This is a genomic window from Paenibacillus sp. B2(2019) (assembly GCF_008370385.1).
In the GTDB taxonomy this organism is placed as follows: domain Bacteria; phylum Bacillota; class Bacilli; order Paenibacillales; family Paenibacillaceae; genus Paenibacillus_AQ.
The window spans coordinates 281,329-302,703 of sequence record NZ_VTZR01000013.1 but is presented as its reverse complement, the minus strand read 5'-3'; the positions used below and the strand labels follow the sequence as shown (position 1 = coordinate 302,703).

Below are 21,375 nucleotides of genomic sequence, written 5' to 3'. Positions count from 1 at the left end.
TGAGCTGCTGAGAGGAGAAGATGTTATGCAGAGTCTGGGGAATGATAGTGAGCTTGCGGTGAGCAAGGATCGGAAATATTTATGGCACAACATTACACCTTATAGTGAAAAAAATCCGCCTATGATTGCCGCCTCGGCAAGTGGGTCGTGGATCACGGATATACAAGGCAATCGATTTTTGGATGGGATGTCTGGCCTGTGGTGTGTAAATGTGGGATACGGGCGCAAGGAGCTGGCGGAAGCTGCTTACAATCAATTGCTAACGCTGCCTTATTTTCCTCTGACACAAAGTCATCTCCCGGCGATTGCGCTGGCGGAGAAGCTGAATGAATGGCTCGGAGACGATTATGTGATCTTTTTTTCCAATAGTGGATCGGAAGCCAATGAGGCTGCTTTCAAAATGGCCCGCCAGTACCAGCAGCAAATCGGCCAGCATTATCGCCATAAATTCATTGCCCGTTATCGTGGGTACCACGGTAGTTCGCTTGGGGCATTATCTGCAACGGGCCAGGCCCAACGCAAATATAAATATGAACCGCTGACAGGCGGGTTTCTGCATGTAGCTCCCCCGGACAGCTATCGCCGCCCGGCCGGGATGACTGTGGAAGAATTCAACCTCCAGTGTGCACAGTCCATAGAGGATATGATCATCTGGGAAGGCGTGGAGACGGTAGCTGCGGTGATTATGGAGCCTGTAATTACGGGTGGTGGCGTCATTGTACCGCATCAGGTTTATTTGGATCGGGTGCAGGAAATCTGCCGTAAGCACGGTGTGTTGCTCATTATGGATGAGGTGATTTGTGGATTCGGACGCTCTGGACGTAAGTTTGGTCATCACAACTTTAATGTGAAGCCTGACATCGTGACAATGGCTAAGGGGTTGACTAGTGCTTATCTTCCCTTATCTGCCACTGCTGTTCGTAAGGATATCTATGAAGCGTTCAAGGATAATAGTGATGATTATGGTCATTTTCGCCATGTGAATACTTTTGGTGGCAATCCGGCTTCGTGTGCACTAGCGTTACGCAATCTGGAAATTATCGAGCAGGAGAAGCTGGTGGAGCGTGCAGAGCTTTTGGGCAAAAGACTGAACACTGCATTCACCGAGTTACTGGATCACAAGCTTGTGGGTGATGTTCGCAGCTTTGGTTTAGTGACAGGCATCGAGTTGGTTGAAGATAAGGTTAGCAAAAAGCCAGTTGATCTGAGTATTGTGAAAGGCATTATTGCTGAATGCAAATCAAAAGGACTTATCATCGGCAAAAATGGCGATACCGTAGCTGGGTTCAACAATGTGCTTACCTTCGCCCCGCCGTTATCCTCCACGGATGAAGATATAGAATTTATTATCGACACCTTTAAATCTGTGCTGAACGGGGGCTAGGTAAAGTGATTTTGTCTGGATATAGAAATTGGTAGGCGCGCAGGGCGACTTGAATGGAGATGCGATTCTCTGGCTGCATGAAGTCTTCACCCAGTAGCTCTGTTATTTTGTCCAGGCGATAATACAGTGACTGTCTAACGATGAATAAATTCCGAGCGGCAATCTGTTTGGAGCCATCATGATCAAGGTAAACACGAAGGGTAAGCAGCAGCTCGCTGCCTTTGGTTTGGTCGTGGTCGATTAGCGGGCCGAGATAACTGGAAATGAAGTTCTGCAACGTTTTCCCATCATTTAGGCTAAGTAGTAATTGGAATACGCCAAGCTCATCGTAAAAGAGCAGTGACTTCTGATAACAAGAGTATAGAGACAAAGCTTGCAAAGCTTCTTGATAACCGGAATAGGCCTGTATTAGGCGCTTATGCGATTTACTGACTCCGATGACCAGTTGCAAATCCTTGAGCTTCTCGTCGGAGCGGATATGTTGAAGGGCTTCAAGTGCTTGCTGAAGCCGCATTTTTCCAGGCATTTTCGATTGAATGTCGAGTGCGATGACGGTGAGGCGATTGTTCTTAAGGGTGATCAGCGGACGCAAAGAATATTTCTCGAAGATGGAACGCAGGATGAGCGAAAGGTGGAAGGTAATTGATTCCCATTCGTTCTCTGAGCTGTTCCATTTTACGTCTCTAGGGTTCTTGATTTCGATAAGGCATACACGGTAAGGGAGTTCGTTGACCATGTTGAAATTGGAACCGATCAAGCCTTTTAAGCGATTGTCATCCTCTATACGACCATTGATCAGCTCGTCGACCCATAGATTTTCTGAAAAAAGCTTACGCTCCTCCATATATCGGGTACGCAGCAGCTCTTGAGCAATGGACAACGAGGCGGAATCCAGCAGCAGGCAATCAAATTCCTGTGGCTTATGATTACAGACCATCAGGATATAAGCCCAGGTCTGATCCAGCGCGCCTACAGGCTTGATTGCAATTGTCTTTTGTCCATATTCTCGGGTGTAAGGGGCGATGTCTGGTTGAATGCCTTCCATCTCGTCACCGAAGGTGGTGAAGAAATTCAGCAGGGGAGTTTGCTCATCGGGCGGAAGTGCCGGGAAAAATAAGGGTTTACCTTGCAGCTGCATATAGACAATTTGTGTGCGGGTGCTTTTACATAATAATTGCAGCACCTTCACTGTTCCTTGTGAGGTTAACGTCAGACGGTGGAATTCACGAGAGATGCTTTCTAGTTCTTGCAGCATCCGGTGATGCCGATTGATGATGATCGAATGAAGATCCAGCGTGATATCTACGAAGCGAACCGTGCGGGTGAAGATGATTAGCGGAAAGTCATGCCTGTTGGCTAAGTCGATCATCTCTTGCGGGATGGTGCTGAAATACGTACCTAACTCAATACATAGGCAAGCTGCATTTTTGTCGATTAGGTTCTGCATAAACTCCAAGGAGGATGGGAGATCGACACTTGCACCAATCCCCGTAGTCAAAATCATTTCTTCGCCATGAATCAGAGTCTCGAAGTTGGCACTTTCCAGCACATGCACCCAGCGAATGGCACGGCTTAGGCCGCTTTTCCCGCCGAACACCTCGGCTTCTGCGAATAGTGGTCTTTTTAAAGCGTCACGAATGGTTAATACAAGCTCCCAGTCCATAGTTACTCCCCCTCGCTCTTCTGTGCTATGCCCACTGTTAACGTCCTGTTATTCTCAGCCTATTCTCACACGTAAAAAATACGGTTTTGAAATTAGACAAAGTGTCTAATGCAACGAAAATTCGAAATGACTATAGTTTGATTAACGGATGTTAGTATATATAACTTAATCAGGAAGAATATTGAGAAATAATTTCTGTTAGTGCTTATATTACTACAATAAATTAAAGATGTAAGCAAAATATTCAGACAAAACTTGAAATAATGTAATATTATATAACACAAATATGAAAAATTACCCATAAGGAGGGACTAGTGATGGAGCATTCTTCTCCGTTAACAGCATTTACACCTGATATGTTCATGCGTAACTTCGCCGAGGCTGAGCCGCCTTTGACCCATAAGGGTGCGATGGATGAGTCCAATCGCTGTCTATATTGCTACGATGCCCCATGTATTAAAGCATGTCCGACCAGCATTAATATTCCCTCCTTTATCAAACGGATCGCCACTGACAATCTGAAAGGCTCGGCACAGACGATTATGGATTCCAATCCTGTGGGTGCCAGCTGTGCTCGTGTTTGTCCTACAGATGAGCTGTGTGAAGGCGCCTGTGTGTTAAACGATGCCTCGGCACCGATCCAGATCGGACTGCTGCAGCGTTATGCGACAGATTGGGCGATGAACAGCGGAGTTCAATTATTTAAGGCAGGCATTCCTAACGGGAAAAAGGTAGCTGTAATCGGTGGTGGTCCTGCGGGATTGTCAGCGGCTAGGGAGCTCGCCCGTGAAGGTTTTGCTGTCGTGATCTACGAAGCGAAGGCGTTAGCGGGTGGGCTGGATACGCATGGGATTGTGTCGTTTCGGCTTCCGCAGTCTGTATCTCTTTGGGAAGTGGAGCAGATAGAGAAGCTGGGTGTGGAAATACGTACAGGTGTAAAAGTCGGAGTAGATGTTTCTGTAGATGAGCTGAAGTCGAATTATGATGCCATCGTTTTGGCAGCAGGTATGGGTTATGTGCCTCCAATAGGGATTGAAGGTGAAAAATTGGTTGGCGTATATGATGCCATTGCGCTCGTAGAATCCACTAAGACTGGCATTCCTCTACTAGAGCTGATGGGTCAGCGGGTCGCTGTCATTGGTGCAGGGAATACGGCTATTGATGCAGCGACTTGCTCAGTGCGGCTGGGAGCCACCAATGTGAAAATAGTCTACCGCCGGACCCGCGAAGAGATGACGGCATATGACTTTGAATATGAATTCGCGAAGCAGGAAGGTGTGGAGTTCAACTGGCTTACCTTACCGAAACGTATCGTGGGTGATGAGTTTGGGAATGTAACAGCACTGGAGTGTGTGCAGATGAAGCTGACAGAGGAGCTGGGCAAAGATGGACGTCCAGTACCTATGCCGATCGAGGGTTCTGAGTTCTTGATTCCTGTAGATGCGGTTGTAATAGCTATTGGTCAAAAGCGTCGCCTAGATCTAATAGATTCCTTAGGCCTTGTGCATGACCGTGGGGTTGTAAAGGTGGATGAAGCCACCTGTCAAACCTCCGATCCGCAAATTTATGCCGCTGGCGATATCATATTTGGTTCAGGCAAAGGCGAGGCCATGGTTGTATCGGCGGCACAGCAGGGAAAAGATGCGGCCCATGCGATTGTTAAACAATTCTCAGGCCAGCAGGATGCCGTTATTAGATCTGCGGGTTGAGCGTAGAGATCAAATTGGATTTAACATGACAGGGAGGGAATATCAATGGCAGATTTAAGTATTAATCTCGCAGGAATCAAATCACCGAATCCGTTCTGGCTGGCCTCTGCGCCGCCTACGAATACAGGTTATCAAGTGCAGCGGGCCTTTGAAGCAGGTTGGGGCGGGGCGGTGTGGAAGACGCTCGGCGATCCGATCATTAATACCTCATCGCGTTTTGCGGCAGTAAATTTTAATGGGCAACGGGTTGCGGGCTTTAACAATATTGAACTGATCACCGACCGTCCGCTTGAAGTCAATCTGAAGGAAATCTATGAAACGAAAAAAAGGTTCCCGAATCATGCGATTATAGCCTCCCTGATGGTAGAACCAACGCAGCATAAATGGCATGAGATTGTTAAGCGGGTAGAGGATGTGGGTGTAGACGGTCTGGAGCTTAACTTTGGCTGTCCGCACGGGATGGCTGAGCGTGGAATGGGCGCTGCTTCGGGGCAGCAGCCTGATCTGGTGCAGGCACAGACCACCTGGGTAAAAGAAGTTGCGACGACCCCGGTGATTGTGAAGCTGACGCCTAATATTACGGATATCACCGTCGTTGCCCGCCATGCGGTTAAGGGGGGAGCGGACGCGATTAGTATGATCAATACGATCAACAGTCTTGCTGGTGTAGATATTCATAGCTGGAATACGATTCCGAACGTTGGAGGTCAAGGTGCGCATGGAGGTTATTGTGGTCCAGCTGTGAAGCCTATTGCGCTTAGCATGGTGGCCGAGTGTGCCCGTGACCGGGGAGTAGGCATTCCTATCTCCGGTATTGGAGGGATTTCGACCTGGCAGGATGTTGTGGAGTTTATGCTAATGGGTGCTACAGGTATTCAGGTATGTACAGCGGTTATGCATCATGGTTTCCGGATTGTGGAGGAAATGATCGATGGGCTGAACAACTATTTGGATGATAAAGGGTTAGCTTCTGTAACAGAGCTAATCGGCAAATCGGTATCCAGATACTCCAACTGGGGTGATCTGGATCTCAACTATAAGGTCGTTGCCCGTATTAATGAGAACAACTGCATCAACTGTAATAAATGCCATATTGCCTGCGAAGATGCTTCACATCAATGTATTGATATGTTAACTAATGCAGATGGGAAAGCTATTCTACAGGTCCGCGAGGAAGATTGTGTAGGTTGTAATCTTTGTTCAATTGTCTGTCCAGCGGACGGCGCGATCGATATGGTTCCAGTGGATACCGGGGTAGCCCCTCTGACCTGGAATGAAAGGCAGAAGGTGATCAGTAGCTTGAATGGCTCCTATTCGGAAGTGGAGGTGGTGTAAGGATGAAAAAGATTATTAAAAATGGCATCATCGTTACCGCAGCAGATACTTATACAGGCGATGTGGCAATTGAAAACGGGGTTATTACGGAGATTGGCCTTCATTTGGATGTCCCTGGTGCGGAAATTATAGATGCCTCGGGGTGTTATGTTTTTCCTGGAGGCATTGATCCTCATACGCATCTGGATATGCCTTTTGGCGGCACGGTTACAGCCGATGATTTCGAGACGGGAACCATTGCGGCTGCATATGGCGGAACGACCACAGTCATTGATTTTTGCTTAACCACCAAAGGACAACCGCTACAGCAAGCCGTAGATACATGGCATCATAAGTCACAGGATAAAGCGGTGATTGATTACAGCTTCCACCTTATGGTCTCGGAATTAAACGATAAGGTACTCGGTGAGCTTCCGGAGATAATTGAGAATGAAGGCATTACCTCGCTCAAAGTATTTATGGCATATAAGAATACTTTTCAGGCGGATGACGGCACACTTTTTAAGACCCTTCAAGCTGCGAAAAAAGAAGGTGCACTCGTGATGGTGCATGCGGAGAATGGAGATGTCATTGAATATCTTGTAGAGCAGGCTTTGGCCGCAGGCAATACCGACCCGATCTTTCATGCGCTGACCCGCCCGCCGGAGCTGGAGGGTGAAGCTACGGGACGCGCAGCTTATCTAACCGAACTGACAGATTCTCAGCTGTATGTTGTACACGTGACCTGTGCGGAAGCCGCTTGGAAGATTGCTGAAGCGCGTAAAAAGGGACTGCGCGTCTACGGCGAGACTTGTCCACAGTATTTAGTGCTGGATCAGACGGCGCTGGAAAAGCCTAATTTCGAAGGTGCCAAATACGTGTGGTCTCCGCCCCTGCGTGAGCAGTGGAATCAGGATGTTTTATGGGATGCGCTATGGAGCGGCAGCTTGCAGACGATTGGCTCTGACCAGTGCTCGTTTGATTTCAAAGGACAAAAGGATCTGGGGCTAGGCGATTTCTCCAAAATCCCGAACGGTGGGCCGACCATCGAGGATCGGTTTACGATTCTCTATTCAGAAGGTGTGCAGAAAGGCCGGATCTCATTGAACAAATTCGTAGACATTATTGCTACCTCTAGCGCCAAGCTGTTTGGCTTGTATCCGCAAAAAGGTACGGTCTCGGTAGGCAGTGACGCTGACTTGGTTATTTTTGATCCGGCTGTAGAAAGAATACTCTCCGCAGAAACACATCATATGAACGTCGATTATAATGCGTTTGAGGGCTTTGAAGTAAAGGGAGAGCCTGTTTCCGTCCTCAGTCGAGGCGAATTTGTGATTCGAGACAAGCAATTTGTTGGTAAACCCGGGTCGGGAAAATATTTAAAGCGCAAGCGTTTTGCAGCGAAGGCTCCTCTTCCTTCCAAGGCGGAAATCAGCGGAGGTGTAGTCTAATGTCTGCTTTTACGGAATATGCCAAAGAACAGCAGGAGATCGACGGGCTGCTCTTTAAAGGATATACGATTGCTAGTATCCAAGAGGATTTGGACGGTGCCCGAATAAAGTTTGTCAGAGGGGAGCCGGCTAAAAGCTCGGTAGAGCTGCTACTACTGACAGCGGATGCTCGTAAGTACGTGACAACCCTTGTGGTTGCGGAGCTGAGGGCGGAAGGTGCGCAGGCGGGTTGTTACAGTGCAGAGGTTTGAAGTGAGGGGATTTGAAGCTGAGTAGTGAGCTCCTGAACCGGGAGCTTGGAGCTCGGCTTTTTGTTGTGATGATGAAAATTTAAAGGCCACCCTGCAAAAGGATGGCCTTTTCTCTGAATTATTGAACTAACTAACAAGCTAGTTTAATTAGGCTCAATGAGGCCAACGGTTTGTAAATCCTCAATGTTAAGATACATAGTGCCCTTATATTTCTTTACACGTATGTCGCTTAACGTGAATTGGCCTGTTTTTGCTTTTTTGTATTCATCTGTCACAACGATATCGTATCTTACTAGGCCCATCTCAGCATATTTACCTATGCTAAGGGTGTTGGAATCACTATTTCCAAGATTAATGATTTTTTCAATTTCGGAGAGCATAGATAAGGAAATCCAACCTTCGCTCATAAGCGGAGGCAAGGTTTCCTTGTTTCCGGCTGCGGTTACATAATTGGCGTCAAAATAATCAGGGTATCCTTTATAGCCGGGATCTTTGGATTGTTCTTGTGTTGGCGGTACTCCGACAATACGAATTTTGGGAGCGTTAGCTGCGAAATCTTTAATGGCATCGATCTCAGCTATTTCCTTTTGTAAATTCATGTCTTTTAATGCGTTGGGACCAAACAAGACAGTTCCATTGGCGTTGAATAAGATCGGGATGCCGTCAATGGTGTAAGAGGCACCTTTAAAAGATGGGCTATTAATTTGAATCACATCTGCTGCTGCTGAATAATAAACGGCGTTCCCGGTTGCTTCACCAACGATACGAACCGGAATTAACGTAGTGCCATTCTGAGCAAACGGCGCCGCCTGCAGCATTTTTTTCTGGCCATTCACGTATGCTGTTTTGCTACCAATAGTAAAAGTTATCTTCAAGTCGCCTTTGGTGCCCGTAACTTGTTTCAGTTTTGCGTTATAGTCTATACTCATCTTAAGTTTCTCGAATAATTCTCGGAAAGGGACGAACGAAACTCCGTTTTTGCTCACAGATCTCGAATTTAGTGGCACCCCATCCACAAAAATGTGGGATCCCTTAGAAGCTGCTGACGCTGGAGCAGGAATAAGACCTACAGAAAATATCAAAACGCATATCATTGCTAGAACCGACAATCTCTTCAACAAATAACGCCCCCATAAATTCATTTTATTTCCATCAACTCTCATCTTACTATTAATCGTTGTGCTGTCAAGATAAGTGTCCTGAAGTCCCTTTGTAATGAAGTAACTTAATCTTATTTTGTCTATCGTAACGAAGAACTTACCCACTGTCATTCATGTAGTTCTAGCTTGTTTTCTTTATATTGGAAGAGCTGTAGGAATGCTCGCAACTTCGTGTATAATTGAGACCAGGTGTTAAGAATTCCAATCGGATGAGGAGATCAGCTGGTTATGTACTTTCTTGATATTATGTCTTGGCTGACAGAGGATAATCTGCGGCATCTGCTTGAACAATATCGTTCGTTTGGGCCCTTTCCGGGCATTGCGTTAACGTTTTTGAAATCATTTATACCACCACTACCAACTATTGCGATCGTCGGATTAAACGGGGCTGTATATGGTTTATGGTTAGGTTTTTTGTATTCTTGGATCGGCTTGGTTGCGGGCTGTGTGACAACATTTTGGATTATTCGCAAAGTAGCTTCGCATCGGTATCTGCGAAAATGGGCAGAACGGCCAAAGGTAGCCAAAAGTATGACATGGGTGCGGCAAAGCGGATTCAGTTATGTATTTCTGCTTAGTATATTCCCGGTTGGCCCCTTCGTTGTAATTAATATGGCTGCTGGTCTTGCTGGTATGAGGTTTCGTTCATACCTCCTTGCGCTCACTGTGGGCAAAGCGATCATGGTATTCGCAGTTTCATATATTGGAAATGATCTGGAACGATTTATCCGCCAGCCGTGGGAGATCATCTATGTCTTGGTGTTTATTGGATTGTCACTATGGGGAGTTAAAGCCATCGAGGCGCGGTTCGCTAGAACGGTGGAAGATGGAAACAAGGCCGCTTAGTACTGTGAATGGACTATTTTAATAAAACAAAGGAGGAAATGATGATGAAATATCGTAAACTTGGCAGTACAGGGATGAATGTATCGGTGATCGGATTGGGTACTTGGCAGTTCGGTGGAGAGTGGGGCAAGGATTTCACTCAAGCAGAAGTCGATGCCATGCTAGATAAGGCTGGAGAGCTCGGTATTAACCTGATTGATACGGCAGAATGTTATGGAGATCACTTGTCAGAGAAGTTCATCGGGGGTTATCTGGCTCGCCGGAAACGTGAGGACTGGATTGTAGCTACGAAATTTGGTCATCATTTTCAGGGACATTTGCAGCGGGAACAGTTATGGCGTGCTGAGGATGTGCTGAAGCAACTGGACGATTCCCTGCGTGCACTTCAGACTGAGTACATCGACCTCTATCAATTCCATTCCGGAACGGATGAGCAATTCGATAATGACAAGCTGTGGAGCATGCTCGACAGACAGAAGCAGGCAGGGAAAATCCGTCATTTAGGCGTCTCGATAAGTGCATCAGTCTCGGGTGTACATCAGACCTCTGCAGCAGCGGATGTGCAAGCAGAGGCCATACAAGTAGTATATAATCGCCTGGATCGTCAACCTGAGGAAGAGATTCTTCCGCTCTGCATCGAGCATAAATTAGGTGTGTTGGCGCGTGTTCCGTTAGCGAGTGGTTATTTAAGCGGCAAGTACAAGCCGGATGCGGTATTTGGTCAGGGTGATGTGCGTGCTAACCATAAAGAGGATGTAAGGCAAAAACAGCTGCGCGCTGTAGCTGAAATTGCTGCCAATGAAGTCCCTTCTGGACTCGATATGGCGCAGTGGGCTTTGGCGTGGTGCCTTCAGCATCCCGCAGTAACCAGTGTAATTCCAGGTTGTAAAAATGTAGAACAAGTTATCTCCAACGCTAGTGCTGCCGATCTGGACATGGTGAAGGACACTACACAATAAGCTGGAAACTACACCGAAAAAAGTGCTTTGACCTTCGCCTCAGCGGGATCCTCATTGTAGATATGGGTCCAACTGTTCGTAGAAGCATCATAAAAATAGTCCTGTTTCCATTGTTGGAAATGGATCACGATATTTCGTACAGCGGATACAATTCTCTCTACCTCCTGATTCGTCATAATGGGGTGTAGAGAGATGCGGATCCAACCCGGTCTAAGCGACTGGTCTCCTACAGTAATTGCCTCAGCGATCTGAGCAGATTGCGCCCACCCTAATTCAAGTAAGTAATGCCCATAAGGACCTGCACAAGAGCAACCACCCCGGGCTTGTATACCAAAGCGATCATTCAGTAGTTGAACTGCAAGATTATAATGAATATCACGTAGTGTAAAAGAGACAATGCCATGACGTTCTGTATAATGTCCAGCTAGCAGCGAGCATTCGGGTATGCTTCGGAGCCCGTTCATAAATTGCTGGCATAGCTCGTGCTCTCTAATCACCATATATTGACCGTTTCCATTCATCTGTTCCTTCAGCTTCACGCAAAGTGCCGTCCGAAAAGCTTGCAGAAACCCCGGTGTTCCCCCGTCTTCCCGCATCTCTATTTCGTTGGTGTAGCGCCGTCCTCCCCAAGGATTAACCCAAGCCACTGTACCTCCACCCGGTTCGTCAGGAATACGTCCATTACTTAGAGCCTCATCAAAAATTAGAACGCCATTCGTGCCCGGTCCACCCAGAAATTTATGCGGAGAAAAAAAGACTGCATCCAGCTTCTCCAGCGGTGAGACAGGATGCATATCGATAGGCTCATAGGGTGCACTGGCGGCAAAATCTACAAAACATAGGCCTCCGTGGCGGTGCATAATCGCGGCAAGCTTCTGGTAGGGAGTCTGAATTCCGGTCACATTGGAGCAAGCCGTAAATGAACCGATTTTCCAGCGGCGATGCTGATACAATTTCAACTGGGCTTCAAGCTGCTGAAGATCTATATTTCCGTTTTCTCCGGGAGGAACAGTCACAACATCACCAATCCCCTCCTGCCAGGGAAGGATATTGGAATGATGCTCCATATGGCTGGTGAAGATCACAGGACGTTCCTCCATCGAATGGGAGCTATAGTCCTGAATCCACTCAGGGAGTCTTAAGCCCATGATACGCTGCAGCTTGTTTACGGCTCCCGTTGTTCCATTTCCGCAGAAGAGCAGGATGTCCTGAGGGCCAGCATTTACATGCTTTTTAATAATTTGTCGCGCTTCATTATAAGCCAGTGTCATGGTTAATCCGGTCGTGTTGGAGTCTGTATGTGGATTACTAACATATGGACCGAAGGCTTCCTGCAGCTTCCGTTCAATCGGTTCATATAAGCGTCCGCTTGCGGTCCAATCGGCATACAGCAGGGGCTGTCTACCATAGGGTGTGGTGATCTGATGCCGAATTCCAATGGTGTGCTCACGAAAAATCTCGAAATGGTTTTGTAGTGAAGCGGGCGTCTCTGCAGAAGAGGCGTGGATGATGTTTAGCACGGATTTCCCTCCAGCCCGTACGCCGATAGTGGTAAGGTCATAGTTTATTTTCGGCGTGCCAGTAGTTTCTATGGCATCAGTATATGCTTGCTTGGAGAATTGGGTTAAAGCCTAGGTGGAGTTTATAGGAATAACAAATAAAGGAGATAGAGGTGAATGGTGTAATTAATATACAACATTGTTTTTTATTTACTTATAATGAAACTTTTTGAGATCTACTGCGTCAAATAATACGATTTGAAATAATGAATGTACCATGAAGTAAAAGCATTGTCTCGGTAGGGGTGAAAGTGTTTTTACAAGGAATATAAGAGGACGGTAAAGATAGGGCCACTTATATTTACAAATGGAGCAGAGGAGTCAAATCATGCATTTAAAAAAACTATCATTAGTTGTACTATTGGCCGTATCTCAGACTGCTGCGGCAGTGCCCGTTTTTGCTGAAGCTGGAAATGTTACCTCCAGTAACACCAGTGGAGTAAGAGTGGCTACTACATCTGTTGCGGAAGTAATTCCAGAAGCTACTGATCCATTGCCATCATTGACACGTCCGGTAGCAGAAGGGGCAACAGCAACAGCAACAGCAACAGCAACACCAACGCCAACGCCAACGCCAACAGCGACAGTAACGCCAATTACAGGGGTAACAACCGATTCTACTTTAACAACGTTACCATCCCCCACACCGAGTCCAAGTCTTACACTTATACCTGCGACCACCACACCACCGATTACAACAGATATAGTTAATGCAGGGGCTAGCAATCAGCTTGTACTTATGATGAATAGTAACAAAATGTATCAGAATGGCATTGAATATTTGGCTAATCAGCCAATGGCAGTGAAGAATGGCGTTTCCTACGTTTCGATTAGAGCTATGGTTGAACGTGTAGGTGTGAAATACATTTACGATTATAAGACGAAAGAGACTATTGTTACTAAAGGCAGCGACGTTATGCGGTTCAAGACAGACAGTAAGATTTATTCCGTAAATGGTAAGAATGTGACAATGAAAGGTCCAGCTTATCAATTCAAAGGAACCTTTATGATTCCATTGACGTCCATTACTGGGGCGCTGGGCATTCCGTATACCGTGGATAATGTGCAAAAACGAGTCATTCTTTCGCTAAATTTGAAGCCTAAAGCTTCTTTTACAGTACCGGCTATAATTTATGCTGGTGATCCAGTGAATTTCTTGACTTCTAGCTCTTCACCGATTGGTTCAGCCATAGTTGAAGAGAAGTGGGAAGGGAAGCAGGATATCTATGATACACCTGGGCAATATGTAGTATCCTACTCTGTTAGGGATGCTAATGGACAATGGAGTGATCCCTACTCCACGACGATCACGATTCTAAAACCGAATACACCGCCGGTTGCAAATTTTACGACCGATAAGAATTCCTACAAAATGGGTGAGATGATCACTTATACGGATATGAGCACCGACCCAGACGGAGATGCACTTAAAACAACGACCTGGACGAATAAAGCGGAAGCTTTCTTCACGCCTGGTCCTGCAACAGTTTCTATTCAAGTAGAAGATTCACATGGCGCAATCAGCACTTTTGAAAAAGTCATTAATATTACGGGTGAAGTCTTGTACAGTAAGGAAGATTTCTATAGATTGTTCGCTTCTCCGGGTAGTGTATTTGATATTGACGGATCCAATGTTCCAAACTGGCAGAAGGTAGCTTATACGCTCACTTCTGAGCCTTATAATCTTATTCGCGCTAACAGTCCAGAAACCGTAAATATGGAAGGGATTACTTATCGTGAAACATCGTTCGGTGGAACCCGCTTTTTGATTCACCACAAGAATAATATGAATACTAAAATGAAGGTATATGTGATAGCTAAGAACAACAATCTATCCCCTACGACGATCACAACAGAATATTTAGGCGTTGGAGGCCCACACCCCTTTCCAGAAGCTACGGGTAAACTCTCAGTGCAACGTTACTGGGAATCCATGCAAACGAAAAAAGATTACAAGACAACGGTCCTGCAACCTGGTGAAAGCGTCTCTATCCTGTCTGATCTGAATAATATTGCAATAAAACCGAGCGAAATCGTTTCACTCCAAGCGGACTTTTATAGTGATTATCCTATTGAATACAATGTTATGATGATTGATGCGAATAAAGATCCGTTAACCACACTTCCTATGCTTCCAATACTGGATCGTGATGGCGTGCATAACCGAGGGACTTATGCTGATTCTACACGTATCATGACTGTTACGGATGAAGTAGGGAGAACACCTGCGAGACTTCTCATCGGTGATAATTCAAGTGATTTGAATTTGACGGGCACCGACCCTATGTCAGGAACTGGTGCATCCAATGCAGGCAACTTCGGAGTACTATACAAAATCAAATTTGAACATGTTGCTCCAAATTCATTAATTACCTTTAACCCGCGTGGTGGTAATTATATGGGACCTGTTATGGTGAATGGTCAAATTGTTCAAATGCCAAGTACCGGCAGTATTACAAATGCAAACTTGAATAGTGTGGTTTATCGTACAGGTGATGAAGGGGGCTCTGTTGAGATATTGTTCACTGCAGCGTCTGGTAGTAATTTGCCGGTTAACTTCCTGATTACACCGCAACCACCGAAGAGATAGTTATGCAAAGTAATCATTAGGGGACCAAAAGGCGAGATTCCATTCAGCTATGAATGAGAATTCGCCTTTTTTAAAAAATATACGGAAGTATAAGTTTCACGCTATACTTTATCCTTATATTTCTCGCAAAAACGCTTTCCGTCCTTTAAGGACGCCGAAGGCGTTTTTGCTTGTCATTTCATGTGATCTTTTCGATACTCCCTTGCGGTCATGCCTAGATGCGTCTTGCAGTAGGTAGAGAAGTAGGCAGAGGAAGCGAAGCCGAAGATATCACTAATATCCTGAAGCGCCATATTTGTATGGATCAGGAAGTTCTTGATCGCATCTATTCTTTCTTTATGGATGAAGTTGAGGACAGTGCTCCCTGTTTCTTGTTTGAAAAGCGTTGCGAGATAATTCGGATGCAACTGCACGATTTCCGCAACTCGCTCTAGCGTAGGCTTCTCTTCAATGTGCTTTTTAATATAGGCGATCGTCTTATTAATGATAGGTCCATACGAATACGAACGATGGGTTGAGATGACACTAATAAAGCTATTTAGCATGAGGTATTCAATCTCAACGGTCTTCACGATCGAGTCGCTCTCATCAATTAAGTTGATGTAATGGTCACTGAGAATGAACGCGGACTCGGAATCGACTCCCGCCTCAATGATCGCACGCGTAAAAATGGTGCAGCTAGCGACTAGAGAATATTTCAACGACTGCAAAGGCTTCGGTGACAGGTTGGCTCGTTCCAGCAGGTTGATTTCATTCAATATTTTAACGGCACCTTCACGATCAATGCGTTGGATTGCATAGACGAGCTTCTTTTCGTGCTCATAGGAAGGGTGCATATAGTTCTGATAGCGATTCTTCGCCATATTGCGTTCGAGGACGGCAGTAATGTCTAGCATGGATAATCTCCTTTAGGCTACCTGTTTAAGGGAGGATTTTACAATATAATCCGTATTTATAAATCGAAACTAATGTTAAGAATTTATAATTAAGTGTTATATTATCGTGTAATATCAGTTTTGTAAAGGCTTTCAATTTTAGAAATACAAATAAAAATTATGAAATCTTCAGAAGAGGGGTATTGCAGATGAAGAAAAAAGTAGGGGCAGCATTATTATCTGTAGCTATGTTATCCACGTTAGTCGCTTGTGGAGCAAAAAGTGATGATGGGGCAAACAAGGCAAATAGCGCAGACACAACGTCTAAAGGAACTGGTAAAAAAGCGGTTATTACAATCATTCAGAATAAAGTAGAAATCCAAAGTGCACTAGAGGATGCAGTGAAAGAATTCAATAAAACTCAAGATAAATATGAAGTACAAGCATTAGGAGCAGCAGGTGACAACCTGATGACGGTGCTCCAGACACAATTCAGCTCCGCACCTGAAAAAGCACCAACCATTTTCACAACAGCATCTGGCTCAGAGTTTCAAAAATATCTTCCATATATGGCACCCTTGGATGATATGAAAGCGGCTAGCAAAATTGTTGAAGGACAAGATACAGCAGCGCGTAATGATGGTAAATTATATGGCTTGCCAGTTGCGCTTGAAGGCTTCGGACTTATCTATAATAAGGATATGTTCAAGGAAGCAGGCGTGAATGCGGATGATATTAAGACATGGGATGACCTTGTTGCAGCAAGCACGAAGCTAGAGCAAGTGAAAGGCGTGAAGAAGGCCATAGCGTATGCACAAGAGTCTTACTTCCGTTTCATGCATCCATTTAACTGGCCATTTGCATTAATGAAAGATACATCGGGTACGATTGCTAAGATTAATGCTGGCGAATTGAAGCTTCAAGATATTCCTGAATTGAAAGAGTACGTTGCTGATCTGGACAAGATCAAAGACCATACGAACTTGAGTAAAGATACGTATGATGAACAAGTTGCAGGCTTCGCGGCAGGACAATATGCGATGATTCACCAAGGAAACTGGGCACAAGGTCTCTTGAACGATTATGATGTGAAATTTGAATACGGTTTCTTGCCAGTACCTTTCGAAGGTAATCAAGGTATTGCGGTAGGTAACAGTAACTTCTTCCGCGTGAACAAGCATGCATCGGAAGATCAACAAGCGGGTGCGAAGGCGTTCTTGGATTGGTTGCTAACAGATCCAGCGGGTCAGCACTATGTAACGGATGAGTTTAACTTTATCCCTGTGTACTCCGGTTTTGATACTAGCAAAATGGATCCGTTATCCCAAGAAGTGAACCGTTATGCAAGTGAAGGCAAGACAGTGAAATGGGTATTCGATCAATTCCCAGCGGGAGCAGATCAAGAGTTTGCGAACCAAATGGAAAAATACTATGCAGGAAAATTAACGGGCGAGGGCTTGTTAGAAGCACTTCAGAATGTTTGGATGACTGCGGTTAAAAAATAATCGTATGGCTATGGAGGCTGCTTCTCGAATATTCGTTAAGCGGCCTCTTCCTGTTTTGTAGAAATGGATAAGAGGTGAAACCATTGAAGAAAAGTGTAAAGAGAAATTTAATAGCCGCAGCTTTTATTGTTCCATCATTATTCATCTTTATAAATGTAGTCATCATTCCATTCGTTATGGGGATTGTGTACTCTTTTACAGATTGGGATGGGTTTAAATTTGCAGGTTCTAACTTTGTAGGCTTCGATAATTATGTACGGGTGTTTCAAGATTCAGATTTTCTTACATCCTTCGGCCTGACATTTAAATATGCCGTATGCATGATTATTCTCGTTAACGTTATCGGACTTTCACTCGCGATGCTGGTGACTTCCAAAATTAAGTCGCGTAATCTTTTACGCTCAATATACTTCCTGCCGAACTTGATCGGTGGTCTGATCCTAGGTTTCATCTGGAAGTTCGTATTCACGAAATTCTTCGTACAGGTTGGAGAAGTAATGGGGAATAGCTCGATCTTCTTCAATTGGTTGGATGATCCGACGGCTTCCTTCTGGGCGCTGGTCTTCGTAGGAACATGGCAAATGGCCGGCTACGTCATGATCATCTACATCGCAGCTATTCAAGGTGTTTCGGATGAGGTGCTGGAGGCAGCTGATATGGATGGCGCAGGCGGATGGATGCGATTCCGCAAAATTATGTTCCCACTCATTATGCCAGCCTTCACGATCAGCTTGTTCTTGACGCTGTCGAACGCATTCAAACAATATGATACCAATATCTCACTAACGAACGGTGGTCCTTACGGTACAACCGAGCTTGTTGCAATGAATATCTTTAAAACCGCGTTTAGTATGAATCAATATGCGCTCGCGCAATCCAAGGCGATTATTTTCTTCCTCGTCATCTTAGTTGTGACGGTTACGCAGGTCGTTATCTCGAAGAAAAGGGAGGTTGAACAATAATGAAACGTCGCAATAAATCAACTTCAATATTGCTTGAAGTTATAGCTTGGGTTAGTGGACTTCTTATGCTGTTGCCTATGTATATTATGTTTGTGAATTCGTTCAAAGGACGTGCCGAGATATTCACCGATACGTTCGGCCTGCCGAAATCCTTTTCCTTCGAGTACTATGCTGCGGCAATGGATAAAATGAACTTTTTGACAGCATTTAAAAACTCGCTCTTAGTGAGTGTCATTAGTATTGGGCTTATTATTATCTTCTCAGCGATGACATCTTGGATGCTTGTTCGCATGAAGAATAAATTGTCCAATGGCATTCTCCTCTTATTCGTAGGTACGATGCTCATCCCGTTTCAATCGGTGATGATTCCGCTAATGCAATATTTAAACAAATGGGATATCCCATCACTTAATTTCTCTATGATTAATACACATTATGGCCTAATTTTCATGTATATCGGATTTGGGCTAAGTATGTCGGTCTTCCTTTATCATGGTTTTATTAAAGGGGTACCGATTGCTCTTGAAGAAGCGGCGATGATAGAGGGCTGTAATACGTGGCAGACATTCTGGAAGGTTGTATTCCCAATGCTTACGCCAATTACGATGACTGTAGGAATCTTGAATCTATTGTGGATTTGGAATGACTATTTACTTCCATCCTTGACCTTAACAAGCCCAGCGCTTCGTACCATTCCATTGTCAACCTTCTTTTTCTTTGGAGAATTTACAATTCAGTGGAACCTTGCAATGGCAGGACTTGTCGTATCGATTATTCCGGTTATTATCTTTTATCTGTTCGCACAGAAATACATTATTAAAGGCGTTATGGCAGGTGCTGTGAAATAAAATTGGATGAGGGGGCCTTCATATGAAGTCGGGCTGGATTATTGAGAATCATAGGGATATGCAAGACCTCGGCGTTAGTGAGAGTATTTTTAATGTGGCTAATGGTTATGTAGGTGTTCGAGGTAATTTTGAAGAAGGTTACGAAGGTGACGAGCCAACGGTTCGTGGAACATATATAAATGCATTTTATGATATTACACCGATGCTATATGGGGAGAGTGCGTATGGCTTTCCCGATACACAACAGAAACTTGTGAATGTGATGGATGTACAGGATGTGACCATTCATATCGGGGAGGAGAAGTTCAGTCTTTTCACAGGAACGGTCGTATCTGGGCGGCGTTATCTCGATATGCGCGAAGGTAAGTACGTACGGCTCGTGCACTGGATATCACCACAAGGTAAAGAGGTCGAAATTTCATTCACACGCATGGCGTCATTGACAACACTCGAATTGTTCACGATAGATATTGAGGTAACTCGTATCAATTGTCAGGATGAAGTGACGATTACCTCTGGCGTGAATGGCGATGTGAGTAACTATACGAATGCGAATGACCCTCGTGTTGCATCGGGTCATGCCAAGCTATTGGATATGAAGAATATCGAGGTGTTCGACGAGACCTCCTTACAAATCGTACTTGAGACAAATACATCGAAGCTACAAGTGGCGGCAACAACAGTTCATCAGACAACGCCTGCGGTTAACAGTGAACTGATCAAGGGTGAGAAAAGTGTAATGGTGCGGTATGCGTTCCCAGCCGGTAAGGATATTGTTCAATTCACAAAATTCAACGTATTTACAGATACACGTCGACACGAAGATCCAGCTGCTCACGGACGTGAGTTGATGGCTTTGGTATTAACGCAAGGGATTCAAGCGGCTTACATGGCACAAGAAGTATATTTACAACATTTTTGGGAAATTGCAAATATCGAGATCCAAGGTGATGAGGTACTTGAGCAAGGTCTTCGATATAACGTATATCAGTTGCTGCAATCTGTGGGTAAAGATAAATACAGTAACATCGCAGCCAAAGGCTTAAGCGGTGAGGGCTACGAGGGACATTATTTCTGGGATACCGAAATCTATATCCTGCCGTTCTTCATCCTCTGTCAGCCAGAGCTGGCGAAGCAGTTGCTTCGTTACCGTTATACGATTCTAGGCGAAGCGAAGAAGCGTGCGCTAGAGCTAGGCCACAAGAAGGGGGCCGCTTACGCATGGCGTACCATTACAGGGGAAGAGTGCTCGGGGTACTTCCCAGCCGGTACGGCACAGTATCATATTAATGGTGATATTGCTTATACGTATATTCAATATTATCTCGCGACAGGTGATAAAGATTTCATTGCGGAATTCGGTGCGGAAGTCGTATTTGAAACTGCAAGAACTTGGATGGAGCTAGGTCATTATCATGAAGGTCTATTCAAGATTGATGATGTAACAGGTCCGGATGAGTATACGGCCATCGTAAACAATAACTATTACACGAATGTACTTGCAAAATATAATCTAGAGTGGGCTGCATCGTGGTATAAACAGCTGGCAGAAACTCATCCTGGAGCATGGGAAGCTTTGTGTAGTCGCATTGGCTTAACAACAGATGAGATTACAGCATTTGAAGAAGCGGCTGCGAAGATGTATCTGCCTTTCGATGAGAAGTTGAACATTCATGCACAAGATGATTCATTCTTAGCGAAGAAGGTGTGGGATTTCGAGAACACTCCGGAAGAAAAACACCCACTGCTGCTTCACTATCACCCGCTACACATCTATCGTCATCAGGTGTTGAAGCAGGCCGATACGGTGCTGGCGCATTTCTTGCTCGAGGATGGCATTTCAACCGATGTCTTGCGGAACTCCTACGATTATTACGAGAAGCTGACAACTCATGATTCGTCCTTATCCTGCGCGATCTATAGCATCATGGCTTCGAAGTTAGGTTACTCGGACAAGGCGTACGATTATTTCATTGAAACGGCACGAATGGATTTGGATAACACTCATGGCAACACGAAAGACGGATTGCATATGGCGAACATGGGTGGTACATGGATGTCGATCGTCTATGGCTTCTCGGGTGTAAGGATCAAGGATGATCATTTGGCTTTGAACCCGACATTGCCGAAGCAATGGAAGGGATACACCTTCACGATGCGTTACCGTCAAGCGACGATTACCGTGGAAGTGAATCATTTGAAGACGCAATTAATCGTGGATGCACAAGAGCTGATTCATATCAAAGTAATGGAGAAGCACTTCAAGATTCCAATGGGCAAGACAATCATCACGGTATAA

At 45.1% G+C, this 21,375-nt stretch carries 16 protein-coding genes; 12 read left to right on the top strand and 4 right to left on the bottom strand.

From position 1 onward, the window contains the following. Positions 1-25: 25 nt before the first annotated feature. Positions 26-1,384, top strand: coding sequence for an aspartate aminotransferase family protein (locus PAENI_RS12095; RefSeq protein WP_149645402.1), 1,359 nt, complete (start codon positions 26-28; stop codon positions 1,382-1,384). On the opposite strand, the gene PAENI_RS12090 is transcribed toward PAENI_RS12095, so the two are convergent. After that, positions 1,359-3,047: a PucR family transcriptional regulator gene (locus tag PAENI_RS12090; RefSeq protein WP_149645401.1), complete on the bottom strand. Its 1,689-nt coding sequence runs from the start codon at positions 3,045-3,047 to the stop codon at positions 1,359-1,361. The genes PAENI_RS12095 and PAENI_RS12090 overlap by 26 nt on opposite strands. 317 nt (positions 3,048-3,364) lie before the next feature. Here PAENI_RS12090 and PAENI_RS12085 point away from each other — a divergent pair, with 317 nt between their 5' ends. The 4 genes from PAENI_RS12085 to PAENI_RS12070 are packed head-to-tail and all read left to right on the top strand — an operon-like array spanning position 3,365 to position 7,772. After that, entirely contained in the window at positions 3,365-4,756 is a 1,392-nt protein-coding gene (locus tag PAENI_RS12085; RefSeq protein WP_149645400.1) for an NAD(P)-dependent oxidoreductase, read from the top strand. 45 nt (positions 4,757-4,801) lie between these two features. Then, positions 4,802-6,091, top strand: coding sequence for an NAD-dependent dihydropyrimidine dehydrogenase subunit PreA (gene preA, locus PAENI_RS12080; protein WP_149645399.1), 1,290 nt, complete (start codon positions 4,802-4,804; stop codon positions 6,089-6,091). Between the two features lie 2 nt (positions 6,092-6,093). Next, the gene (gene hydA, locus PAENI_RS12075; RefSeq protein ID WP_149645398.1) at positions 6,094-7,521 is read left to right on the top strand and encodes a dihydropyrimidinase; all 1,428 of its coding nucleotides are present in this window, start codon (positions 6,094-6,096) and stop codon (positions 7,519-7,521) included. Then, the gene (locus PAENI_RS12070) at positions 7,521-7,772 is read left to right on the top strand and encodes a hypothetical protein (RefSeq protein ID WP_149645397.1); all 252 of its coding nucleotides are present in this window, start codon (positions 7,521-7,523) and stop codon (positions 7,770-7,772) included. The genes hydA and PAENI_RS12070 overlap by 1 nt, the downstream gene beginning before the upstream one ends. A 143-nt stretch (positions 7,773-7,915) precedes the next feature. Here PAENI_RS12070 and PAENI_RS12065 read toward each other — a convergent pair whose 3' ends face one another. After that, positions 7,916-9,043, bottom strand: a complete 1,128-nt coding sequence (locus tag PAENI_RS12065; protein ID WP_149645396.1) for a copper amine oxidase N-terminal domain-containing protein — start codon at positions 9,041-9,043, stop codon at positions 7,916-7,918. Between the two features lie 117 nt (positions 9,044-9,160). Here PAENI_RS12065 and PAENI_RS12060 point away from each other — a divergent pair, with 117 nt between their 5' ends. Both PAENI_RS12060 and PAENI_RS12055 read left to right on the top strand, forming a co-directional pair. Next, a complete protein-coding gene (locus PAENI_RS12060) occupies positions 9,161-9,778 on the top strand; it encodes a TVP38/TMEM64 family protein (RefSeq protein WP_042192646.1) in 618 nt (205 codons plus the stop codon). 44 nt (positions 9,779-9,822) lie between these two features. Further along, complete coding sequence (locus tag PAENI_RS12055; RefSeq protein WP_149645395.1) at positions 9,823-10,737, top strand: aldo/keto reductase; 915 nt, start codon at positions 9,823-9,825, stop codon at positions 10,735-10,737. A gap of 8 nt (positions 10,738-10,745) precedes the next feature. Here the strand turns inward: PAENI_RS12055 and PAENI_RS12050 are convergent, their stop codons facing one another. Next, complete coding sequence (locus tag PAENI_RS12050; protein WP_149645394.1) at positions 10,746-12,257, bottom strand: aminotransferase class V-fold PLP-dependent enzyme; 1,512 nt, start codon at positions 12,255-12,257, stop codon at positions 10,746-10,748. 367 nt (positions 12,258-12,624) lie between these two features. Between PAENI_RS12050 and PAENI_RS12045 the strand changes: the two genes are divergently transcribed. After that, positions 12,625-14,886 (top strand): copper amine oxidase N-terminal domain-containing protein, encoded by a 2,262-nt coding sequence (locus PAENI_RS12045; RefSeq protein WP_149645393.1) that lies wholly within the window; start codon positions 12,625-12,627, stop codon positions 14,884-14,886. A 173-nt stretch (positions 14,887-15,059) separates the two neighbouring features. Here PAENI_RS12045 and PAENI_RS12040 read toward each other — a convergent pair whose 3' ends face one another. Beyond that, positions 15,060-15,782 carry a helix-turn-helix transcriptional regulator gene (locus PAENI_RS12040; RefSeq protein WP_081382667.1) on the bottom strand — a complete coding sequence of 241 codons (723 nt, stop codon included), beginning with the start codon at positions 15,780-15,782 and terminating at the stop codon, positions 15,060-15,062. 188 nt (positions 15,783-15,970) lie between these two features. Between PAENI_RS12040 and PAENI_RS12035 the strand changes: the two genes are divergently transcribed. From PAENI_RS12035 to PAENI_RS12020, 4 genes are all read left to right on the top strand, one after another. Next, positions 15,971-17,266 (top strand): ABC transporter substrate-binding protein, encoded by a 1,296-nt coding sequence (locus PAENI_RS12035; protein WP_076297952.1) that lies wholly within the window; start codon positions 15,971-15,973, stop codon positions 17,264-17,266. 83 nt (positions 17,267-17,349) lie between these two features. Then, positions 17,350-18,228 (top strand): carbohydrate ABC transporter permease, encoded by an 879-nt coding sequence (locus PAENI_RS12030; protein ID WP_231573358.1) that lies wholly within the window; start codon positions 17,350-17,352, stop codon positions 18,226-18,228. Beyond that, positions 18,228-19,076 (top strand): carbohydrate ABC transporter permease, encoded by an 849-nt coding sequence (locus PAENI_RS12025; protein WP_149645392.1) that lies wholly within the window; start codon positions 18,228-18,230, stop codon positions 19,074-19,076. The genes PAENI_RS12030 and PAENI_RS12025 overlap by 1 nt, the downstream gene beginning before the upstream one ends. A 22-nt stretch (positions 19,077-19,098) precedes the next feature. After that, positions 19,099-21,375 carry a glycoside hydrolase family 65 protein gene (locus PAENI_RS12020; protein ID WP_262495585.1) on the top strand — a complete coding sequence of 759 codons (2,277 nt, stop codon included), beginning with the start codon at positions 19,099-19,101 and terminating at the stop codon, positions 21,373-21,375.

Coding starts and splice junctions, on each gene's coding strand:
- PAENI_RS12065 (WP_149645396.1), bottom strand. CDS start 9,043: ATGACAGTGGGTAAGTTCTTCGTTACGATAGACAAAATAAGATTAAGT.
- PAENI_RS12060 (WP_042192646.1), top strand. CDS start 9,161: ATGTACTTTCTTGATATTATGTCTTGGCTGACAGAGGATAATCTGCGG.
- PAENI_RS12025 (WP_149645392.1), top strand. CDS start 18,228: ATGAAACGTCGCAATAAATCAACTTCAATATTGCTTGAAGTTATAGCT.
- PAENI_RS12035 (WP_076297952.1), top strand. CDS start 15,971: ATGAAGAAAAAAGTAGGGGCAGCATTATTATCTGTAGCTATGTTATCC.
- PAENI_RS12055 (WP_149645395.1), top strand. CDS start 9,823: ATGAAATATCGTAAACTTGGCAGTACAGGGATGAATGTATCGGTGATC.
- PAENI_RS12095 (WP_149645402.1), top strand. CDS start 26: ATGCAGAGTCTGGGGAATGATAGTGAGCTTGCGGTGAGCAAGGATCGG.
- preA (WP_149645399.1), top strand. CDS start 4,802: ATGGCAGATTTAAGTATTAATCTCGCAGGAATCAAATCACCGAATCCG.
- PAENI_RS12045 (WP_149645393.1), top strand. CDS start 12,625: ATGCATTTAAAAAAACTATCATTAGTTGTACTATTGGCCGTATCTCAG.
- PAENI_RS12090 (WP_149645401.1), bottom strand. CDS start 3,047: ATGGACTGGGAGCTTGTATTAACCATTCGTGACGCTTTAAAAAGACCA.
- hydA (WP_149645398.1), top strand. CDS start 6,094: ATGAAAAAGATTATTAAAAATGGCATCATCGTTACCGCAGCAGATACT.
- PAENI_RS12070 (WP_149645397.1), top strand. CDS start 7,521: ATGTCTGCTTTTACGGAATATGCCAAAGAACAGCAGGAGATCGACGGG.
- PAENI_RS12085 (WP_149645400.1), top strand. CDS start 3,365: ATGGAGCATTCTTCTCCGTTAACAGCATTTACACCTGATATGTTCATG.
- PAENI_RS12040 (WP_081382667.1), bottom strand. CDS start 15,782: ATGCTAGACATTACTGCCGTCCTCGAACGCAATATGGCGAAGAATCGC.
- PAENI_RS12020 (WP_262495585.1), top strand. CDS start 19,099: ATGAAGTCGGGCTGGATTATTGAGAATCATAGGGATATGCAAGACCTC.